Source organism: Reichenbachiella carrageenanivorans (assembly GCF_025639805.1).
In the GTDB taxonomy this organism is placed as follows: Bacteria; Bacteroidota; Bacteroidia; order Cytophagales; family Cyclobacteriaceae; genus Reichenbachiella; species Reichenbachiella carrageenanivorans.
The window spans coordinates 387,230-411,160 of record NZ_CP106735.1 but is presented as its reverse complement, the minus strand read 5'-3'; the positions used below and the strand labels follow the sequence as shown (position 1 = coordinate 411,160).

The 23,931-nt window shown below is 41.0% G+C and carries 10 protein-coding genes and 1 pseudogene; 10 read left to right on the top strand and 1 reads right to left on the bottom strand.

The features are described from left to right. The first annotated feature begins 36 nt into the window (after nucleotides 1-36). The 8 genes and pseudogenes from N7E81_RS01640 (at nucleotide 37) to N7E81_RS01610 (ending at nucleotide 19,450) form a co-directional block, all read left to right on the top strand. Nucleotides 37-3,396 carry a SusC/RagA family TonB-linked outer membrane protein gene (locus tag N7E81_RS01640; protein ID WP_263051539.1) on the top strand — a complete coding sequence of 1,120 codons (3,360 nt, stop codon included), beginning with the start codon at nucleotides 37-39 and terminating at the stop codon, nucleotides 3,394-3,396. A 35-nt stretch (nucleotides 3,397-3,431) separates the two neighbouring features. Beyond that, nucleotides 3,432-4,922, top strand: a complete 1,491-nt coding sequence (locus tag N7E81_RS01635; protein WP_263051538.1) for a RagB/SusD family nutrient uptake outer membrane protein — start codon at nucleotides 3,432-3,434, stop codon at nucleotides 4,920-4,922. 120 nt (nucleotides 4,923-5,042) lie between these two features. Then, complete coding sequence (locus N7E81_RS01630; protein WP_263051537.1) at nucleotides 5,043-6,554, top strand: alpha-L-fucosidase; 1,512 nt, start codon at nucleotides 5,043-5,045, stop codon at nucleotides 6,552-6,554. Between the two features lie 4 nt (nucleotides 6,555-6,558). Next, nucleotides 6,559-9,873, top strand: a complete 3,315-nt coding sequence (locus N7E81_RS01625) for a VCBS repeat-containing protein (protein WP_263051536.1) — start codon at nucleotides 6,559-6,561, stop codon at nucleotides 9,871-9,873. Nucleotides 9,874-10,408: 535 nt separating this feature from the next. Beyond that, nucleotides 10,409-10,990 (top strand): annotated as a pseudogene (locus tag N7E81_RS19440) (alpha-L-fucosidase); the annotation flags it as partial. 771 nt (nucleotides 10,991-11,761) lie between these two features. Next, complete coding sequence (locus N7E81_RS19435) at nucleotides 11,762-13,276, top strand: galactose-binding domain-containing protein (RefSeq protein ID WP_407692720.1); 1,515 nt, start codon at nucleotides 11,762-11,764, stop codon at nucleotides 13,274-13,276. A gap of 64 nt (nucleotides 13,277-13,340) precedes the next feature. Beyond that, nucleotides 13,341-16,649, top strand: a complete 3,309-nt coding sequence (locus N7E81_RS01615; RefSeq protein WP_263051534.1) for a sulfatase-like hydrolase/transferase — start codon at nucleotides 13,341-13,343, stop codon at nucleotides 16,647-16,649. A 95-nt stretch (nucleotides 16,650-16,744) separates the two neighbouring features. Further along, on the top strand, nucleotides 16,745-19,450 hold the full coding sequence (locus N7E81_RS01610) for a galactose-binding domain-containing protein (RefSeq protein WP_263051533.1): 2,706 nt from the start codon (nucleotides 16,745-16,747) through the stop codon (nucleotides 19,448-19,450). 216 nt (nucleotides 19,451-19,666) lie between these two features. On the opposite strand, the gene N7E81_RS01605 is transcribed toward N7E81_RS01610, so the two are convergent. Continuing rightward, nucleotides 19,667-20,104, bottom strand: coding sequence for a hypothetical protein (locus N7E81_RS01605; RefSeq protein WP_263051532.1), 438 nt, complete (start codon nucleotides 20,102-20,104; stop codon nucleotides 19,667-19,669). 735 nt (nucleotides 20,105-20,839) lie between these two features. Between N7E81_RS01605 and N7E81_RS01600 the strand changes: the two genes are divergently transcribed. Next, nucleotides 20,840-21,241 carry a hypothetical protein gene (locus N7E81_RS01600; protein WP_263051531.1) on the top strand — a complete coding sequence of 134 codons (402 nt, stop codon included), beginning with the start codon at nucleotides 20,840-20,842 and terminating at the stop codon, nucleotides 21,239-21,241. Further along, nucleotides 21,222-23,741 carry a DNRLRE domain-containing protein gene (locus N7E81_RS01595; RefSeq protein ID WP_317624060.1) on the top strand — a complete coding sequence of 840 codons (2,520 nt, stop codon included), beginning with the start codon at nucleotides 21,222-21,224 and terminating at the stop codon, nucleotides 23,739-23,741. The genes N7E81_RS01600 and N7E81_RS01595 overlap by 20 nt, the downstream gene beginning before the upstream one ends. The last annotated feature ends 190 nt before the right edge of the window (nucleotides 23,742-23,931 follow it).

The following is a 23,931-nucleotide window of genomic DNA, read 5'->3' as shown; positions in this document are numbered from 1 at the left end:
TTATCATTTTACGTTTTGCTAGTGATGTGTGTGAGCATGACAACACTACTAGCTGAAGAGGGCGCTGCACAAATAAAGAGCGTCAAAGAAGTTCAAATTGATATTGAACTAAACAATACGACGTTGTCTGAGGCCTTGAGTCAAATCGAGGAAAAGACAGATTTCACTTTCGTATTCAGCAAGGAAAAAGTAGACCTGGATAAGCCGGTTAATATTCGGTCAAATGGAGCTACAGTCGAACAAATTCTACTTGAAATATCTGAACAGGCCAATGTTAAATTCCGCCAAATTGATGCAACTATTTCTGTTGGTCAACTGAATAGTTCAGAAGACCGCACACGGACCAGAGTTATAGTAGAATTGCCTGCCGACATTACTGGAAAAGTCACCGATCAAGACGGGATGGGTCTTCCTGGTGTCACTATATTGGTGAAAGGCACAGGTCAAGGCACAACCTCTGATGTTGAAGGGAACTTTTCTCTGAGTATCTCTGACGATGCAGTTCTAGTGATTTCGTCGATTGGTTTTATTACTCAGGAGGTCGCAGTTGGGGGAAGAAGTACAGTTAACATCACTTTAATGGAAGATATTGAGACCCTAGAAGATGTTGTTGTGATTGGCTATGGAGAGCAGGATAAACGAGAGTTGACTGGTTCCATTACTTCATTGAAGGCAAAGGAGTTAATGAAAACTTCAGTTACAGGTTTAGATCAGGCCATTGGCGGACGCGCTGGAGGTGTTCATATTTTGCAAAATTCTGGAGCACCAGGAGGAAATGTTTCGGTAAGAATTAGAGGCGTTGGTACGCCGGGCAATAGTGAACCGTTATACGTGATAGATGGTATCCCAGTTTTTAATAGTAACAGCGGTAGAAGTTCAATTGAATTTGGACAAAGTACTAACGTGCTTAATACGATCAACCCTGGAGACATAGAGTCAATTGAAGTATTGAAGGATGGAGCATCCGCTTCAATATATGGATCGAGATCTGCCAACGGTGTAGTACTCATCACTACCAAAAGTGGCTCTAGTGGGAAATTAAAAGTAAACTTGGATGCATATACGGGTGTTCAATCTATCCGAAAGAAAGTGGATGTGATGAATGCTGAAGAATATGCAACGTTCATGAACGAAAGTTTTGTGACAAACGGTGGTGCAGCTCAGTTGCCGAGATATAGTAACCCAGCTTCATTGGGAGAAGGAACGGATTGGCAAGATGCTATTTTTAGAAATGCTATGATCAGCAATGTGCAGGTTAGCTTGTCTGGAGGCTCCGATGTGTCACAATATTTTGTTTCAGGTGGGTATTATAGCCAAGAGGGTATTATCGAAAACTCAGATATGGACAGGTATTCATTCCGGTTCAACTCTAAGCATAAATTATCCGATAAGGTGAAATTCGGCAATAACATTACGGTAAGTAGAATTGAGGAGAACGTCGTTTTTTCTGATCAAAGTACTGAAGGAGTGGTTGCAGTAGCTTTAGGGTCTCACCCGACTAACCCGGTTTATAATCCAGATGGTAGTTATGCAGGTTCGACTGATCCTTCTCCATATGGTTATGTTAGAAACAACCCTTTGGCGATTGCTGAAGAAAGAACAAACCAGTTTTTTAAGAATCGTTTTTTAGGCAGTATGTTTTTAGAATGGGAGATTATTAAAGGGCTAAAATATAAGTTGAACGTAGCAGCAGACTTTCTTAATGCAGCATCCAACACCTTTGTACCAACCTATGCTAATGGGAATAGTACTAATGGCACAGCTAGCGCTACTCGATTTGATAGCAATGAATTGATTGGCCTTTTTGAAAATACTTTTACGTATGCTAAAACGATCAATGAGTTGCACTACATTAATGTTTTGGCTGGCTTTAGTCAGCAGGGATCCAAAATGGAAACACATACAGGTAGTAAGACTAATTCTCCTGTGAATGATTTGATTTATCTGGATGCTTTAACTACAGGAGATCAGGCAAATGGTAGTGCATCAGAATGGGCACTAAGATCTTATTTCGGTCGTATTAATTACAATTTTGATAGCAAGTACTTGTTTTCGGCAAGTATACGTGCTGATGGATCTTCAAGATTTGCTGAAGGGAATCAATATGGTATATTCCCTGCCGTGTCTGCAGGATGGCGTATTTCTGAAGAATCATTCCTATCAGGTAGCAGTACGATCTCTGATTTGAAACTACGAGCAAGTTGGGGACAATCTGGAAATCAGGAGATTCCGTTGTATTCGTACCTTCCAGTGCTGGCCACCAATGGATCATATATTCTAGGTACTAGTGGAAGTGTAGCATCAGGTATATTTATCCCTAACGTTGCAAACTCGGATATTAGTTGGGAAACGACTACCCAAATGGATATTGGGCTTGATATGGGCTTATTTAACAACAAAGTCAATATTGTTGTTGATTACTACGATAAAGTTACGAGCGATATTTTGCTTGAGCAGGTACTGCCGTTGTCAGCCGGATTGTCTCTTTCAGGATTTTCTGAATTCGGAACTTCTGCCCCAGGTAATCCTATTGTAAACACTGGAGAAGTTAGAAATTCAGGATTTGAACTAGAAATGGGTTATGAAAATCGTGAAGGCCCCTTTCAGTGGGGAATCGCTGGAAACATTACGACTGTAAAGAATGAAGTAACGAGTTTGGGTACTGGATCTGCTATTATTAACAGTAATGTAGATTTCGAAACTCGATTTGATTTAGGTCAGTCAATTGGTTCGTTTTATGGATACGTTACAGATGGAATTTTCCAAAACCAAGGAGAGATAAATAGTCATGCTACGCAAGATGGTGCAGCACCCGGAGATATTCGATTCAAAGATTTGAATAATGATAATGTGATTGATGACAATGATAGAACTTTTATTGGCAGTCCAATTCCGGATTTTTATTATGGGGTAAGTGGTCAGATGTCGTACAAAAATTTCGATTTTAATATCCTTATACAGGGTGTTAAAGGAAATGAAATCTATAATACGGTTCAAAGGAGAAATGAAAACATGACTACTAATGACAATAAGTATGCATATGTTGTGAATAGCTGGGATGGCGACGGTTCTAGTAATACAGTGCCAAAAGCAGATGCCTCTAGTGCGAACAATAATACTCGAATCTCAGATAGATACATCCATGATGGCTCTTACTTAAGACTGAAAAATATTCAATTAGGATATTCTTTACCGCAGGAGTTGATAAGTAAATGGGGCATGAGTAGAGCCAGATTTTATGTATCAGCACAAAACGTTTGGCTGCTTACCAGTTACGATATTGGACACGATCCGGAAATCGGTGCTTTTAATCAGAACAATTTAAACTCAGGTATCGATCGTGGCGCTTATCCTCAACCTAAGACTTTCTTAGTTGGAATGAACTTGAGTTTCTAAAACGATCATTATTAGATGGTTTCAAAAAAAACACAATGATGAAAAACATACTAAAACATATAACTATTGTAGCCTTAATTATTTTTGGAGGCTGCTCAGACGATTATTTGGACAGAACTCCATTAGATCAATTTACTACTGATGTATTCTTCCAAACAGATGAACATGCGCTGCAAGCAGTTAATGCAGCTTATGATCCTTTTCAATTTTGGGAGTATTATTCTAATCGTTTCCAATACCTTGGGAATATTGCATCGGATGATGCTGTGAAAGGTGGATTTGGAGCGAGTGATCAAGCTCAGTTTGATCTTATCAATTCATTTTCAATTTTCCCTGATAATGTGGCATTCAAAAATAGATGGCAAGCCATATATGTAGGTGTTTTTAGAGCCAATATCGTGCTTGATAATGTGCCTGATATAGACATGGATGCAACTTTGAAAGCCAGAATAATTGCAGAAGCAAAATTCCTTAGAGCTTTAAATTATTTTAACCTAGTTGTTGCCTTTGGTGGTGTGCCTCTGATCGACAGACAGTTGGGAATAGACGAACAAAATGTGCCAAGGTCTACGACAGCAGAAACATGGGCTTTTATCGAAAAAGACTTAACTGAAGCAGCGGCAGATCTACCGGTATCGTATGGTGCTGCCGACGTAGGAAGAGCTACTCGTGGAGCTGCCAATGGATTGCTGGGCAAGGCATTGGTATATCAAGAGAAATGGGCAGGAGCCGAGACAGCACTGAAAAAACTTACGACCGGTGCAGACGCGGTGTATGACCTTGTGCCAGATTATAGATCACTATTTGATGGTACCAATGAAAATTCCGTTGAGTCAGTGTTTGAGATTCAATTTGCATCTGGCGTTTCAGTGTTGCCTTGGGCTACACCTGCAGATGGAAATGGATCTGCTTTAAATACAACTTCTGGACCTCAGGGTGCAGGGTATGACGGTTGGGGCTTCAACGTGCCTACTCAGGATTTAATTGATGCTTATGAGACCACGGCATTAGGAGGAGAGGACCCAAGACTGTCAGCAACTGTGTTTAGAGATGGAGACGTTGTCAATGGCATTCCTTATGAAGCGCAATCGGAAACAGGTTATAGATGCAAGAAATATGTTATTGGCGATGGTATCAATGGATCATCGGTTATTGATTCTCCTGTCAATTTACATGTATTACGTTATGCAGATATTTTGTTGCTATTGGCTGAAGCGCTCAATGAGCAAGGAGGTAAAGAAGCAGAAGCAGAAACCTATTTGAATATGGTCAGAGATAGAGCAGGCCTTACATTGGTGGCAGGCAATAATCAAGCTGCCCTGAGATCTTTGATTCTACAGGAAAGAAGAATAGAGTTGGCCATGGAGGGAGAACGATTTTTCGACCTAGTGAGAACAGGAGAAGCCGCAACTGTTTTAGCAGCGGTTGGATTTGAAGCACCCAAGCACAATTTAATGCCCATTCCACAAGCGGAAATGGATGTAAATACCGCTTTGGCTGGAAATCAAAATCCAGGATACAATTAATAATTATTAATAAGGGGAGGAGGATGATTGAATCCTGCTCCCTTTTTCTAACAAACATTCAAATGTCAGTTAGGTTTTGCAAAACCAAATAATAATTATAAGTATCCAAGAATTAGCCTCATGAAATTTATTGAAAAAGGAATAGTTGTTTGCTGTATGCTAGCCATGCTGGCGTGTGGTGATCAATCGAAGAAAGAAGAGAATTCAAAACCTTCACCGGAAAGTAATACCTATACTTATGACTGGGAGTCTCTCCGAAAAGCACCAGTTCCAGAGTGGTTCGATCAAGCAAAATTTGGAATTTTTATTCACTGGGGTCCGTATGCGGTTCCGGGTTGGAGTGATGAAAAGACATACTCCGAATGGTATTCTACAAGAATGTATTGTGATAGTTCATATAGAGCCTATCACGAAAAAACCTATGGACCAATTGCTGATCATGGGTATAAGGAGTTTATCCCAAAGTTTAAAGGAGAGAATTTTGATGCGAATCAGTGGGCAGATATTTTAAAGGCTTCTGGAGCCAGATATGTTATCCCTACTGCCGAGCATCATGATGGCTTTGCCATGTATGACAGTGAACTCACGCCCTGGAACTCGGTAAACAAAGGACCTGGGTTCGATTTTATAGGGTTGCTAGGGGAGGCTGTCAGAAGTAAGGATATGAAATTCGGATGTTCTTATCACAGAGAAAGGCACTGGAGTTTTTATACTGATGCCATGAATACCTACAAGGCTGTTGCCGAGCCATTTGATGAAATCAAAGTGGAAATTGCCAACGACCCTGAGAGTGCTTTGCTTTATGGCCCTTTCGGATTGACGGAGGATTTCATGAAAGATTATAAGGCCAGATTTCTCGAAATCTGCACCAAGTATCAACCCGATTTTATGTGGATTGATGATTCTCCCGCCAACAGCTTATTTCCAGAAGAAAAGGCGGTGGATCTATTTATCAACACCTATCACAAGGAAATGATCGCAGACTACATGAACATGGCCAATACCTGGGGTAAAAAGGTTTATTTCAACAACAAAAAATGGAAACGATTTAATTACCCAGAAGGCATAGGCGTCAGTGAAAAAGATTATCTAAGATTAGATGAAATCAGTGAAATCAAGTGGCAAAGCAGCGGTGGAATGGCGCACTCCTACGGGTATGATAGAACCGAGGAGGATGCCTCCAAATACAAGACTGTTGATCAGCTAGTGGAAACATTGATCGATGTGGTGAGCAAAAATGGAAATTTCCTTTTAGATATTGGTCCTAAGCCTGATGGAACGATCACGGAGCTTCAAGAGCAACGATTGCGAGGCATAGGAGAATGGTTGTCTAAATATGGAGAGGCCATCTATGGAACAAGCGCATGGAGTACCCATGGCTATGACAATCTTCGATTTACAAGAAAGGCAGACGCACTGTATGTCATTTGTCTAAACAATCCAGATGCTGCCATTCAAGTGACTCAAACAGATGCTTTGAGCAAGGAAAACGTAAGGTCAATAGAGATGATCGGTCATGCAGGAAATGCCCCAGAGTGGAACTTCAACGAGCAGGGACTGACCATTACACCTCCAGAAAATTACCAAAAGGATCACGCCATAGTTTTTAAAGTAAATCTTATCAACCAATAGACGTATGCGAAGAATAACTCATGCCATTTTAGGAATGCTTTTTATTGTATCATGCAGTCCAATAAACGAAAAGCAAAGGACGGAGCAAACGCTCTTTACTCAATTGTCCTCTGCTCACACTGGTATAGAGTTTCGCAATCAGCTCACTGAAAATGACTCCCTTAATTATTTCACATTCCCATACATCTATATGGGTGGTGGGGTATCTACAGGCGATATAAATAATGACGGTTTGGTCGATATTTATTTTACTGGAAACCAGGTGGAGAACAAACTTTACCTGAACAAGGGAGATTTTCAATTTGAGGACATTACCGAAAAAGCCGGGCTATCAGGAGATCAAAGATGGGTTACGGGTACCACCATGGCAGATGTAAATGGTGATGGGTTTCTTGATATTTATGTTTCAGTTTCAGGGAAATTCAACCCAACGTCAAATCTTTTATATCTGAACAATGGAGATTTAACCTTCACCGAAAGTGCTGAACAATGGGGCGTAGCTGATCAAGGGCATACGACCCAAGCAGTTTTTTTTGATTTCGATCATGACAACGACTTGGATCTTTATGTGGCTAACTATCCGCCAACTCCTTTTGACACACGTCCAGCAAAGTACAGATACCTGATGGAGCAAGTGACAGCCAAAGACACGGATAGATTTTATCGGAATGACGGTAATTCTTTTACAGATATTACTGAAGCCGCTGGACTTATGTCTTATGGTTTGTCCTTGAATGTGTCTGTGGGTGATTTTGATCAAAATGGCTGGCCAGACCTATACGTTTCTAACGATTTTCATTCTCCCGATTATTTTTATTTCAACAATGCAGACGGCACTTTTTCAGAACGGTCTCGCGAAGTGACAAACCATACTGCACTCTACGGGATGGGTACGGATGCAGGAGATATCAACAATGATGGGTTATTGGACTTGATCCAATTGGACATGACACCAAAAGATAACAGACGAAGTAAAGCCAATATGGCCAGTATGAACCCTCCTTTGTTTTGGGAAAGTGTAAACTCGGATTTGCACTATCAATACATGCAAAATGCAGTTCAGCTCAATAATGGCATCGGCAAAGATGGATTGCCAGTCTTTAGCGACATTGCCCGGTTGGCCGGGATGGCTTTGACAGACTGGAGCTGGTCACCACTGATTGCTGATCTGGACAACGATGGGTGGAAGGATGTATTCATCACCAATGGTACCCGCAGAGATATCAACAATAAGGATTATTTCGCCAAGATAAAAAACACCTGGTCTGCGGATCTCAGTCAAAGAGCGCTAGAACTAGTGGCTGCTATGCCCTCAGAGAAAATCAGCAATTATGTCTTTCAAAATAAGCATGACCTTTCTTTTTCCAATGCTTCTCAAGCATGGGGCTTGGATTTTTTCGGTTATTCTAACGGCTCAGCAGTGGCAGACTTGGACAATGATGGAGATCTCGATTTGGTCGTGTCCAATATTGATTCTGTGGCTACCATTCACAAAAATCTAAGTAGAGAGCAAAATCAAAACAACTACATTCAGATTAGCCTTTCAGGAAACGCGAAAAATAAATTTGGTCTGGGGTCAAAGATTCAAATAGAAATTGGAGACAGCATTCAGTATCAAGAGCTCACCCTGACTAGAGGCTTCCAATCATCGAGCGAACCTTTGGTGCATTTTGGTCTGGGCGACGTAGAAAAAATCGACAAAGTATCCGTCACATGGCCAGATGGCAAATCACAGACCGTCAAAGGTGTGAAGGCCAATCAAAGAATTGTTTTGTTTTACAAAGACAGCCTAGTGCCTGCAGAATCGAGCCCTAAAACGGAAACAATATTTCAGGATTTTACTAAAGCGTCAGGTATAGATTTTCAACATCAGGAAAATGAGTTCGATGATTTTCAATTCGAAACCTTGTTGCCACATAAAATGTCAAATATGGGGCCTGGATTGGCTGTAGGGGATATTAATGGCGATGGCCTGCAAGACTTTTTTGTAGGTGGTGCGTCCACATTTGCAGGGACAGCATATATCCAGAAATCTGATGGCACCTTTGAAAAATCAGAATCTCAGCCATGGGAGGCGGACGCATTGCAAGAAGATATAGGTGCCGTATTTTTCGATGCAGACAACGACGGCGATGATGACCTTTATGTGGTCAGTGGAGGAAGTGAATTTGACGATTCGGATGCCCTTTATCAAGACAGACTCTATATTAATGATGGCACCGGGCAAATGGTAAAAGATGAAAAGGCCTTGCCTATGCTGACCACAAGTGGATCATGTGTGGTGCCTTTCGATTTCGATCAGGATGGGGATCTGGATCTATTTGTTGGCGGAAGATTGTTACCAAGGCTTTATCCTAAACCTGCCAAAAGTTATTTGTTACTCAACGAAAGCACGGAGAGTCAGGTGATATTCAAAGACGTTACCGAGCACATGGCGCCAGAACTGTCGTCTGCTGGTTTGGTAACATCTGCCGTCTGGACCGATTTCAATAATGATCAATTGATCGATTTGATGGTGGTAGGTGAGTGGATGCCCATTTCATTTTATGAAAATACGGGTAGCTCGTTCGAAAACGTGACCAGTGCATATGGCTTCGATGAAACCGTAGGCTGGTGGTTTAGCATACATCCATTTGATTTTGACCAAGATGGAGATATGGACTACGTGGCAGGCAATTTGGGTCTGAATTATAAGTACAAGGCGTCGAAGGAAGAATCGTTCGATGTTTATTTGTCCGACTACGATGCCAATGGAAAACAGGACATTGTATTGGGCTACTATCAAGAAGGCATCCAATATCCAGTGAGAGGGAGGCAATGTTCTTCGGAGCAAATTCCTGCGATCAAGAAAAAATTCAAATCTTATGATGAATTCGCCATTGCTTCCCTGAAAGATATATACACGACTAAAGGCTTGGAAAACTCGCTTCATTATCAAGCCAAAACATTTGCCTCAAGCTACATTGAGAATTTGGGAGACGGCCAGTTTGTCATCAAGGCATTACCGAATGAGGCCCAAATATCTTCCGTCAATGGGTTTGTCTCTGGAGACTATAATGGGGATGGTCTTACAGACCTTGTGATGGCAGGAAATCTCTACGCTTCCGAAATAGAGACGACAAGAAACGATGCGGGTATCGGAGTGATGCTCGAAGGCACTGCCGATGCCGAATTTTCCGCAATACCTATGGCTGTCAGTGGGATCAACCTTCCATATGACGTAAAAGCACTCAGCGAGATTCAACTAGTTGATGGCATAGGGATTCTGGTGGCTAGTAATAATGGGCCACTTAAATTGATCAAAACTCAAAACAAGTGATCATTTAAACGATAGAAACAATGAATCTTAATAACTAAATATAGTTCAGCAGCTATAGAAAAATTTCAAGGCAAGAATTTAAGTGTTCTTCAAAGAATTCTAATCAGACCAAGACGCAGGTCTAAATTGTCAAAACTAAAAATGAGAGGTTGGTTAAAACGGTACCTATTGCAACCATAAATCTTCTCAGATCTGGAAGGTATTCTCTACTTCCAATCAATACAACAACACGGCGTCGACAACTGCTGACACACCATTTCTTGGAGTCAATTTGGTATTATAAAGTCATTCTTTTAATGGCTTGATAGGCCAATAATATCAAAAGTATATCCGCTACTCTCATGGGTGATCGCCGGGATATATCAGGAGAAGTGTGTGTATTCAAATATTTTGAAATAGAAATTATGAAATCTATTGAGGATAATTCTATTCACTTTCGGCAGGCAGATTAATGCCGACAAAACAAATCAATAACCAAAGGTTATGCATGTAACTATTTAACTCTAAATATTTTTTTCAACTAAACTAAAACGATATGAAAACAAAACTAACCGCATTTTTAACGCTCTTTTTAGTAGCAGGATTGATGATTCAATCGAAAGCACAACAACATGATTATGGCCAAAAAAGCTATGGCATATTTGTGCACTATGGCTGGGGTGGCACAGCTGCAAGTCAGTACGGATGTCCGATTTCGCCATATCCAGATTGGACTTACCCACAAAACGTAGATGAGACTGCCAATAACTTTGATGTGCAAGGCTTCGTGGATGACCTTGAAGACATGAATCCAGAGTATCTTATATTCACAGCATGGCATTGTTGGCAACACCCATTATACCCAAGTGATGTGATGGATAGTTGGTTGGGTACAGGACATTGTTCTCAGCGAGATGTCTTGCAGGAATTGCTAGACGCTTGCGACGCTATAGGGCTTGACGTCTATTGGTATATCCAACCTTCAGAAGCACATAACTTTTCTCCTGCTGAACAAGCAGCGGTAGGCTATATTGATAGAAACACGCAAACAGAAACCTACAACGACTTTCTGAATGAGTTGATTGCTGAATTGACAGACCGTTATAAGTCACAAGTCAAAGGTTTTTGGTTTGATAAAGGGTTGTCCTATGGTTGTACAGATACGGAGCGCATAGGCAATACGATCAGAGCCATACTGCCTAATGCCGTCTTGATTGCCAATGGCTTTGCCAATGAGTCCGCAGATTTTGGCGCCCTTGAGACCAAAGTACCTTCAGTTACTTTCCCTAGAGATGGGTATATCGTTTCTAATAGTGACGAGGATACCTGGCCTGGTTATGAGAGGTCTGTTTCTTTTGTGATGGATAGAAGTTGGGCTGCCGAACCAGGAAGTATCCGCTATGACGGTACGATGATGTTTAAGTACACCGTACTACAAGCTGGAGTCAACGAAGAAGGCGGTGGAGTAGCTTGGGCTTATGGGCCTTATCCAGGTATTCCGGTATCCTACAACCCCGGTTTGAAAGATGCCATGGTCGATTTGGGAAACCAAATTGATGAAGTGGGAGAATCTATTAAAAACACAGTGCCCAGCAACTCTTGGCCATCTCCTGAAGGTACAACGATCAACAGTTTGGAATGGGGAATAGCCACCCGTTCAGCCGATGGTGACTTTGAATATCTTCATGTATTGAAAGCGCCTGTTGGTAATACATTGACCATTGCAGCACCAGACGACGGTAGACAATACACTTCTGCGGTCAACTTGCGCACTGGCAACGCTTGCAGCTTCTCTCAGACATCCAACGAGATAAATATAACCTTAGCCGCAGGTGATACTTGGCACGCAATAGATGCAGTAATAAAATTAACCTACAGTGGCATTACTATAGGTGGTGGCAACCTGGCTTTGAATGGTACTGCTAGCCAATCTTCAACCGATTATGGCGGGGTTGCCTCACGGGCTATAGACGGCACTACCGATGGTGCATGGTCAGAAGGTTCGGTCACCCATACAGTGAACGAGGTCGAGCCCTGGTGGGAAGTTGATTTGGGATCGGAGCATATTATTGGAGACATTGTCATCTACAACAGAACCGATGTTCCTTACAATAATAGGTTAAGCAATTTTACCGTTACCGTAATGGACGGTAATAGAAATGCAACATTTTCACAATCTTTCACCTCCTACCCAGACCCATCTATTATTGTTGATGGTGGTAATGCTGTAGGCCAAATCATACAGGTAAAACTAGACGACACCAATCCACTATCATTAGCTGAAGTGGAGGTGTACGAAGGAGAAATTGTGGAGTCAAACTTGGCATTGTCAGGCACAGCCACACAATCTTCAACGGCTTACGCTGGCGCTGCCTCTCGAGCGATCGATAACGACACCAATGGTGTATGGGAAGACGGCTCTGTCACGCACACTTCCCCAGAAGCCAATCCTTGGTGGGAAGTGGACCTTGGATCAGAATACAGCATTGGTGATATCAACATTTTCGGAAGAACAGATGAGTGCTGTGCTGGTAGACTTTCAGATTACACACTATCCGTAATCGACGGTAATGGCGTGACTACCTACACGGAAAACTTCACTACATATCCAGAAGCTACCACCAATGCCGGTGATGCCATAGGTCAAGTGATCAGGATTCAATCAAATACTACTGATGTTGCCTTGTCTTTAGCCGAAGTTCAGGTCTATGAAGGCGGTGGTTCAAGCCCAGTCATAAATACTATTACTATCCAGGAAAACGAAACAGGATTTTGTTCAGTGGAAGGTGGAGTTCATAGCAATAACGCTGGCTACACCGGTGATGGATTTGCTAATACCAGCAATGTGCTTGGCAATGGAGTTAATTGGGAAATTAGTGGCGCGGCTGGTGATTACACTTTTAGCTGGAGATATGCGAGCACGAATAGCCGACCAGGAGACCTTCTTGTAAGTGGAGCTACCGTTGCGAATAATGTTTTATCAAGTGCTTCAGGAAGTTGGTCTTCTTGGATTACCGTATCAACCACCGTAACGCTAGGTGCTGGTGTTAAAACCGTAAGGCTTGAAGCCACCTCTGCCTCAGGGTTGGGCAATATCGATTACATGGAAGTGACAGGGCCAGATGCTGCAGTTTCAGGATGCTCAAGTGGTGCGAGAGTAGGAGGTTCAGACGTGTTAAGTGAAGTAAGTGCCTCCGTGTTTAATATTTATCCAAATCCGGTAGAGGGACAGTTGAATATTAAATTAGAAAAAGGAGAGCATGCGCATTACCATGTGCTAAATACTTCAGGGCAAGTGGTTATGACTGGCCACATTTCTAATGGCGCTGCTACCGTTGATCTAAATGATTTCAAAAAAGGAATCTACCTCATTAAAGTGACGGGAGATTCTACATCACAAATCAGAAAAGTTATCAAAAAGTAAACTGCTTAATAAATAGGGATCAGCAGTAGCTGGTCCTTATTTTTTAAAACTAACCTTAGAAATTATGAACGCTAGAAAATATGGAAATATCTTAAGTCTCATAATATTTTGTGTGACACTAAGTTTGACGAGTTTTTCACAGGATCAACCTAATATTATTTACATTTTAACCGATGATCTGGGCTATGGTGACATTTCAGCCTATTACGAAAATGGTAAGATAAATACGCCCAATATCGATGGCCTTGCAACAGAAGGCATGATGTTTACCAATGCGCATACGACCTCATCTGTATGCACCCCCACAAGATATAGCATCTTAACAGGGCGATACAATTGGCGGACTGAATTAAAAGAAAGTGTTTTAGACGGTGAATCCGAATCTCTTATTCCAAATGACAGACAAACCGTTGCATCTATGTTACAGGATAATGGGTATTCAACAGCCTTTATCGGGAAGTGGCATTTAGGATGGGATTGGGCCATGTCAGGTGGAGCAATAGATTTTTCGCAGCCCCTAACCAATGGGCCAAACGATTTGGGGTTTGATCATGCCTTTGGTCATTGTGGGTCTTTGGATATGGCGCCTTATGTATATGTTGAAAACGGAATGCCTACAAGTATACCCACAAAATATACCCAGGGATCAGGCCAGGGATCCTGGAGAAACGGTCTGACTGCCGATGATTTTGTGCACGAAGAAGTGACTCCCAACTTTATTAATCTGGCTATAAACTACGTTGCAGAAAATGCCAATGGAGACGAACCGTTTTTCTTGTATCTACCATTGCCATCACCCCATACGCCCATTTTGCCCACCGAGGAATTCCTAGGGGTAAGTGGACTTAACAATTTGTACCCTGATTTTGTAATCATGGTCGATGACTACATAGGTAGACTATTAGACCAAGTGGAAGCATCCGGAATTGAGGACAATACCCTGATAATTTTTACTGCGGATAATGGTTGTTCACCCAAAGCAGGTTTTGCCCAATTGGCTGGTCAGGGACATGACCCTAGTGGCATATTCCGAGGCATGAAGTCGGATATTTATGAAGGTGGTCACAGAGTGCCTTTTATAGCTAAATGGCCAGATAAAATACAAGCGGGTCAAGTGTCTGATGAACTTATTTCTACCGCTGATCTAATGGCTACATGTGCGGATATAGTAGGGTATAATTTGTTAGATGATGAAGGGGAAGATAGTTATAGCATGATGCCCTTGTTCGAAAATAACCCGGGTGCTTACTCAAGAGAGGCGGCAGTTACACATTCTATTGATGGTGAATTTGCTATCCAAAAGGGTGATTGGAAATTAATTATGTGTCCCGGTTCTGGAGGATGGAGTTATCCAACATCAGCTCAAACAGATGGGTTGCCGGCGATTCAACTCTATAATTTAAATGATGATCCGAGCGAAACAAACAACCTCGAGGCAACAGAGGTAGCCAAAGTCGCAGAATTAAAAGAGTTGCTCATCAAATATATTTTAGAGGGACGAAGTACTCCTGGAGCTATTCAGGAAAATGATCCAATTGGTTTTGTATGGACACAAATTGATTTCATCTATGAAGGCACTGTTAATGTGGCATTGAATGGTACAGCATCTCAATCTTCAACAGATTATGGTGGTGATGCTTCACGTGCCATTGATGGCAATACAAATGGCACATACAACCAAGGATCGGTCACTCACACGAATGCTGAAGACAATCCATGGTGGCAAGTAGATCTTGGTGAAGAAGCAGATATTGATAATATAGTAATTTATAATCGATCGGATGCTTGTTGCGTAGATAGGCTATCGGATTTTACTATTACAATTAGTGATAATAGTAACAATGTAGTTCATACCAGAGCTGTAACCGGCTATCCTAATCCGTCCTCAAGATTTGTAGTTGGAGGGGTTACGGGCAGATATGTCCGGATTACATCAAACTTATCATGGGCATTAACCTTGGCAGAAGTGGAGGTTTATGAGAGTGAAAGTTCAGGCGTTGCTGTGACTGGGGTTAGTCTTGCACCTTCAAGTACATCATTAGCCGTAGGAAATTCACAACAACTAACAGCCACAGTGAGTCCGTCCAATGCAACTGATCAATCGGTAAGCTGGAGCAGTAGTAACACATCAGTGGCTACGGTTAGTTCAAGTGGATTGGTTACGGCGATTGGCGTGGGTTCCGCTACAATTTCAGCAACGACAAATGATGGTTCGTTTACTGATAATTGTTCAGTTACGGTTACAAATGAGTCCGCGGGAGACAACCTGGCATTGTCTGGGACGGCTTCACAATCTTCAATAGATTATGGCGGTGATGCTTCTCGTGCGATCGATGGAAATACCAATGGAAAGTATACAGGTGGTTCGGTCACTCACACCGCTGCCGAAGCCAACCCGTGGTGGGAGGTAGACCTTGGCGTAGAAGCAAGCATCGAAGATATCGTGATATATAACCGAACGGATGCTTGCTGTATTGATCGGTTGACAGATTTTACAATTACGGTTAGTGATAATAGCAGCAACGTAGTGTATTCCAACGCTGTAACCAGCTATCCAAACCCGTCTTCAACATTTAATGTGGGTGGGATAACGGGCAGATATGTCCGGATCACATCAAACTTATCATGGGCACTAAACATAGCTGAGGTTGAGGTATATGGCAGCGTAGGCTCAAACCCAGCCATCAACACCATTACCATTCAGGAAAACGAAACAGGATTTTGTTCAGTGGAAGGTGGTGTTCATAGTAATAACGCTGGCTACACAGGCGATGGATTTGCCAACACCAGCAATGTGCTTGGCAATGGAGTTAATTGGGAAATTAGTGGCGCGGCTGGTGATTACACTTTTAGCTGGAGATATGCGAGCACGAATAGCCGACCAGGAGACCTTCTTGTAAGTGGAGCTACCGTTGCGAATAATGTTTTATCAAGTGCTTCAGGAAGTTGGTCTTCTTGGATTACCGTATCAACCACCGTAACGCTAGGTGCTGGTGTTAAAACCGTAAGGCTTGAAGCCACCTCTGCCTCAGGGTTGGGCAATATTGATTATATGGAAGTAACTGGGCCAGATGCTGCTGTATCAGGATGTACAAGTGGTGCTAGAGTAGGAGGTTCAGACGTGTTAAGTGAAGTAAGTGCCTCCGTGTTTAATATCTATCCAAATCCGGTAGAGGGACAGTTGAATATTAAATTGGAAAAAGGAGAGCATGCGCATTACCATGTTCTAAATACTTCAGGGCAAGTGGTTATGACTGGCCACATTTCTAATGGCGCTGCGACTGTTGACCTAAATGATTTCAAAAAAGGAATCTACCTCATTAAAGTGACGGGAGAGTCTACATCACAAATCAGAAAAGTAATCAAAAAATAAACTGCTTAATAAATAGGGGTCAGCAACAACTGGTCCTTATTTAGAACCTAAAACTTAAATGATATTAATTAAATCAACTTATCAATTAACTCGTTATGAAAACTAAATTTATTATTCTATCAATTCTTATTTCTTTAATAAGTTTTTCGGAAACTTTTTCGCAGGAGATTCCCTGGGTGTCTCAGAAATTTGGAGTATTTGTACATTATGGCTGGGGTAACGTACCTGGAGCAGATAGTGGATTTCCGATTACACAATATCAAGATGGCTCTTATCCACAAAGCGTAGATGAGGTGGCCGATGCTTTCGATGTGGATCAATTCGTGGACGCTATGGACGAAATTGGTCCGGAGTATGTCATCTTCACAGCATGGCATGGAGGGATGTTTCCTCTATACCCAAGTCAGAAAATGGATGAATGGGTAGGTCCAGGTCACTGTTCTCAGCGCGATTTAATTGGTGAAGTAATGGATGGTCTAATTGCAAAGGGTATTCAAATCATTTTGTATACTCAGCCAAACGAAGCGAAAAACTTCAGCGATGAAGATAAGGATGATGTTGGCTATGATGGTACAAACAATGTCACCTTTAATAACTTCATTAATGATGTCTATGCTGAAATGATAGACCGCTATGGTACGAAGATTAGTGGGATGTGGTTTGATAGCGGCAGCCGCAAGGTGGAAACCGACAAAGCCCGCTTGAGGGAGACCGTCTTATCTAGACTCCCGAATTGTGCCATGATATCGATTAATGAAGCTAACGAAGTGACGGATTTTGGCGCCGCTGAAATAAGAAGACCTCATTTGTTCAATTCTAAAGAGGGATTTGGTGATATCAATGCTAATGATGCCGAAACCTGGCCTGGGTTAGATAAATCCGTTGCTAATGTGACTGACCAGTATTGGTGGTCAGTGCCTGGAACGTATGGTCATAGTGCAGTAGAGATGTATAAGTACACCATTATGCAAGCAGCAACATGCGAAGAAGGTGGAGGGACCTCATGGTCGTTTGGTCCATACCCAGGTGGTCAAATGTGGAACGGCGATTTAATGACTCGTATGAGCGATCTGGGAGCCATGGTTAGAGCAGTGGGTGAGTCGATCAAAGGCACACACCCAAGCACATCATACCTGTCACCGCACGGAACACGGATCAATGAACTGGAATGGGGAGCTGCTACTCAATCAGCAGATGGTAACTATGAATATCTCCACATACTTAAGCCACCTTCAGGAAGTACATTAACTATTTCTGCGCCAGATGACGGTAAAGAATTTTCTTCTGCGGTCAACTTGCTTACTGGTAATGCTGTTAGCCTTGTTCAGACTTCGAGCCAGGTTAGTTTGACGCTTAGCTCAGGAGATTCATGGGATTTGATTAACACAGTAATTAAACTAACAGTTGGCGGAACTCCTCCTCCGAATGATGATAACATAGCTCTGGGTAAAATCGCGACACAATCATCAACAGGCTGGGGTGGACTGGCTTCCCGTGCAATAGATGGCAGTACAGATGGTAATTATAACAATGGTTCTGTTACTCATACTACTGGTAATGAAGTAAACCCATGGTGGGAGGTAGACTTGGGGTCTGAATATAGCATTGGTGATATCAATATATATGGCAGGACGGATGCATGCTGTGCGGCAAGGCTATCAGACTACACAGTATCTGTGATTAATGCCGCCGATGCAACGGTCTTTTCTCAAGATTTAACTGAATACCCAACGAGTATTATCAATGCAGGTAATGTAATGGGGCAGGTGATCAGGATCCAACTAAATACATCAGATCTTGCCTTGTCATTGGCTGAAGTACAGGTGTTTGAAGGCGATGATTCGTCAGTATCAGTTACTGGCGTTAGCGTATCACCAAGTAGCGCTTCAATAACTGTAGGTGGCACCCAGCAACTCAGTGCAACAGTTATCCCATCAAATGCAACCAACCAAAATGTAACATGGAGTACAAGTAACGGTTCAGTTGCTACAGTAAATTCAAATGGATTGGTAAGTGCACAGGGTGTAGGATCAGCAACGATTACTGCAACCACCCAAGATGGTGGTCATACCGATGCGACTGCTATAACAGTAACATCAGGAGGAAGTTCTAACCTTGCCCTTAACGGCACAGCTACGCAATCATCTACAGATTATAATGGCGTGGCTTCTCGTGCCATTGATGATAACACAAACGGAGCCTGGGGAGGTGGATCTGTAACCCATACAGCAAATTCAAGCAATCCCTGGTGGGAGGTAGATCTTGGCGCAGAATACAGCATTGGAGACATTAATATATTTGGTAGAACAGGTAATACTGCAAGCAGGCTTTCAGATTACACAGTATCTGTAATCAATAGTAGCGGTGTAACCACATTTTCTCAAGACTTCACTGAATATCCAACAGCTTCAACTAATGCTGGCAATGTTCAAGGCCAGATTATCAGGGTTCAGCTCAATTATACCGAAGCACTCTCTTTAGCTGAGGTTCAAGTGTTTGGGACAAGCGCTGGTGCTAGGTTATCAGGTACTGCAGAGCAACCAATCATCGCTGAGGATTCAGGGAATAATTTTCAAGTTTATCCAAATCCGGTAGAAGGACGGATGACTATTAAATTAGAAAAGGCTGAATATGGCAACTATGCATTGTACAACATAAATGGGAGAGTGGTGTTGAGTGATGTGATTGATACTAAGGCGACAGAGATAAAGTTGGATTTAGAAAAATTTGATAAAGGCGTTTACGTTTTAATGCTAAACGGGAGCCAAACGATTGAAACAATGAAAGTCATTAAAAATTGATCAAATGAAGACCAACTCTCGTCCTAAAAAAGTGACAATGATGTCAAATTATTTCAGGGCGAATAGTGAGATACAAAAAAAGCCACTCAACTGAGTGGCTTTTTTTGTAGTCCGTAGGGGACTACATATCTTATTAATAATCAAATAAATAGAATTGTAAGGTAAAACATTTAGTAAATCAAATGGCTGCTTTTAATGAGCAACGAGATAATAATTTTATATAAATTCAATGGCATCTAACTTCTTTTGAATTTCTATGAAGTAGAGTTTATATAATTTGAACCGTAGCCTTCCAATAGGATAGTATTCTTTGATATGTTCGAAGCTGTTATATTCAACTAAAAAGGATTTAAGTCTCTTGTAACAGTCAATCACTTTTTGAGTCGGAATGTCATGCCTGATCGTTTCATAGCCAGAAGAAACCCAAGGGTTAAGTTTTCGTCTTAACATGGTTTCTACAAATTCTAGTTGCCAAAACTTTTCATATTCTTCAACATAGTGAATTGCAGCATTGAATGGTCTTTGGCTTTTCTCATATTCTAAGGCGTAACTTTTCATTCTGTTTTTAAAATTCTGAGTAATGCCAAATTTAGTAAAGCCATTGATGTTTAGGATGTAAAAAAATCCTGGTTCGTTCAATTTAGGATATTTCATAATGAAGATTTTAAATTAAAAATTGTCTCTCAGAACGGAGAGGAGACAATTTTTAATTTAAAATCTTTAAAAACTAACCTAATATGATACAATTACTTCTTGCAAATTTTTATATTGTCAATTTCAGGGAATCATTAAAATTTATCCTCTTTAAACTGCTCGGGAGTAATATTCTTTTCTTCTAGAATAAATGAAATATTGTTTCTCTTTTAGCTTCATGGAAACCACTTCGAAATAATCCAACATACCCCCAAACAACAACAAACTCGATAACTCTTTTCCCAATGCTATTTTTTTAGACAAAGAAGATTAATAGTAAGATCCTCCCAACTTTACAGACTGACTCATAAGATTAATGGTGATTGAACTGGTTATTTTTCAACCAATTTGGATAGTGATTACTTTATTGATATTATTGTGATTGCCATTTTTTTAAATGAAAGATGAGAACTCATAATATCAACCAAAACAAACGACCAACTATACTTTCTATGCTTATTACATTCTTTTAAGACTCTATATACTTAAGTAAGAAGTAAGATTTCCGACTCTTGAAAAAGGAGAGCCATAGGTGTCTGGGTGTTCTGCCATAGTCTCCATGCCTGTTGATCATTTCGGTAAATTTTCATGTTTTTCAATCATATTCCTTGCTATCGCAAGGTGATGAATTGTTTTGAAGTCTTAAGGGTTGGTTTTTATATAGTGTATAAGGCGAAACAATTTATACTGTCACATATGAAAATACTAGCAATTTTATTCTTACTCATTTTACCTATTCAACTCTTCGCTTCGTCTGATAGCACCTCAGTTGAGATTTTGGATAAAAGACAGGCGATGTTAGAAAAGTTAAGTGTTGAATTAAGCCTTTCTGCCACTCAGAAGGAACGTGTAGAACAGGTTTTAATCAAGAGAAGCAAGGCTATAAAAAAACTAAAGAGCAATAAGGAGGTTGCGAAAGATCAAAAACAGGATCGTTTAAAGTTGATTAATAATAAAACAAAAGTTGAGTTGGCATCAATTTTAGATGAGGATCAGTTTGATACTTTTCTTAGTTTGCGAGAAGAATTAGGAAAAGCCCGTCAAGAAGCATATAAAAACCAAAAAAGAAAATTTGAGGATGATGAATTGGATCTGTAAGTCATACCGTTATGTGCAAAGTGTTTTGGTAATTGTATGTTGCCTCGTTTTCATCTCTTTAGAAGGGAATGCACAAACTACTATTACAATTAGTGGCACATCAGCAATCGATGATACTTATTTGAGATCAACAAAGCCAACGAGTAATTATGGTAGTAGCTTAGTGTTTAAAGCCGCAACTTGGACTGCGGAGGGGGGGAGTGATTATTTTCGGAGTTTGATGAGAATCGATTGTAGTGCAGTTCCTGAAGGGAGTGTCATCACTAACGCTACAATTACTTTTAGGACAGACCCTTCTTGGACTTATGTATATGCTCATAATTCGTCTTATACGAGTAGTAATGAGGTTTATTTAGAGAAGATCACTTCGGCTTGGGGAGAAACATCGGTAACGTGGAATAATCAGCCTTCTACCACAACCTCTGGTAGAGTGTTTGTGCCAGAGTCAACCTCACAATATGAGACTAGAGTTATCAATATCACAGGTTTGGTTCAAGACTTTGTAAATAACCCTACTACCAATTTTGGATTCATGATGAAAATGGTAAATGAAACTACTTATTGTGCAAGAAACTATGGTTCTTCTGAGCATACGAGTTATGCCCCTGTAGTAAGCATTACTTATTCTGACCCAATACTAGAAGCTGCTTTTCCGTATGCTGAAAATTTTGAATCTACACCAGCCACTTGGTGGAATCCAGCGAGTAATCAAGTGGAGTGGGTTTCAGGAGCTACAGGCCCTATGGTTGCTCCTGAAGGTAGTAAGTACTGCTATATGGAAGCACCTGATGGGAATCAGACAGGAGAACTAATTTCACCGGAATATAATCTCAGTCTTTATTCAAGTCCTAAGTTGAAATTTTCCTATCACATGTATGGTGCTGATATAGGCTCTTTAGAGCTAGTTTTGACAAATGAAGAAGGTGAGCCATTTTCTATGTGGAGTATAGAAGGAGACCAGGGAAATAGTTGGAAATCAGTAGAGGTAGATCTTGATGTAAATTTCCTTGGGCATGGAATAGTTACCCTCTCATTTATAGGAACTGCAGGCTCAGGAGATATGAGTTATATTGCAATTGATGCTATTGAAGTTATAAGCTCACCACAGGAGAGTTATTCCTATACCTTTGAAAATCATGAATATTGGCATAATGTAGGAGGTCAAAGTATTAGTTGGCAAGATAGATCAGGGAGTACTCCATCAGAAAACACAGGTCCATCGAGTGCTTATGAAGGGAGTAGATATGTATATCTCGAAGCATCGAGCCCTAACTATCCGAGCAAGGTTGGGATCTATGAAAGTCCTGTTTTGAATCTATCAAATATCTCTCATCCATTTTTTATTTTTCATTATCATATGTATGGTGCCAATATGGGAACTCTGAAAGTAGATGTTTCCACTAATTACGGAAATAGTTGGACGACCATATGGTCGATATCAGGCGATCAAGGAGATGCCTGGCATGAAAAGTACTTAGACCTAACGAGCTATAAAAATACGACTGTACTTATTCGGTATCATGGAACTACTGGAGATGGCTATGCTGGAGATATAGCTATTGATGATGTTTCAATTACTACACAAGAGGTGGTTGCTATTTTTGACGAAAACTTCGAGCAGGCGCTGATTGACTTGGGTTACGACAATGTTCATGATGGTTTGGTGTATAAGCATGTAGTAAAAGAATTAACGACGCTGGATGTGTCAAATAAGAATATTGCCAATATGGAAGGCATTCAGGAATTCACTTCCTTAACTTCTCTGAATGCTTCTTTTAACCAATTAGCGGCATTGGATTTAACGGCCAACACCTTATTGGAGGATTTAAACCTAGCAGGCAATCAACTGGCAACGCTAGATCTATCTAATAATATTAGCCTTACCACAATTGATGTTGATGATAATCAATTCACAGAGATTGATTTAAGTGGGTTGACCAGTTTGCTTTCTTTTTCATGCAGTCATAATCAGTTGCAGGAATTGAACCTTGCTTCCAATTCATTTTTGACCGGATTGGATTGTTCTGACAATCAGTTAATTAAATTAGATATTTCAATGCTACCTAATCTGACTTCTTTGAATGCCACAGGCCATGATTTGTTGTTGTGCCTTACTATTTATGAAGATCAAGAGTTAAACATTGAAAATGCAGTCGGCTCAATCGACCCCGCCTCTGAGTATAACACAGTATGCCCCGTATACTCATTGGCAGATGGTAATTGGGAGGATGCTAGTATATGGCCTGATGGGGTAGCTCCTGGGGTAAATGATAAGGTTAGAATCGTAGGTAATACCGTCACAATTTCAAATACTGTTTATTGCCAATCATTGAAAGTAGAACAAGGGATAACAGGTAAGAAGGGGCAATTACTTATAAGTGATGGAGGATATCTTGAATTACGAGACTATTTAAAAGTAGTAGAAGGAGATTTTCCAGGATCTGAAAAGAGTAAAGTGGTATTGCAAGGAGGTCATCTGAAGGTTTTAGGGGATGAATAGAAAAAGCAAAGAAGTCTTCGAATCGAAAGCTAGAAGCTTATTGATGTTGTATTGTCACGATTAATAATGAGTCCAAAGATTAAAAAAAGTAAAGTCAAAAATTAGCCTTATGCACACCCTTAGAAAATACATCCGAGTCGTATCCGCTTTTTTGCTGATCAATTTCCTGTTTTCGACTTTTTTGCCAACG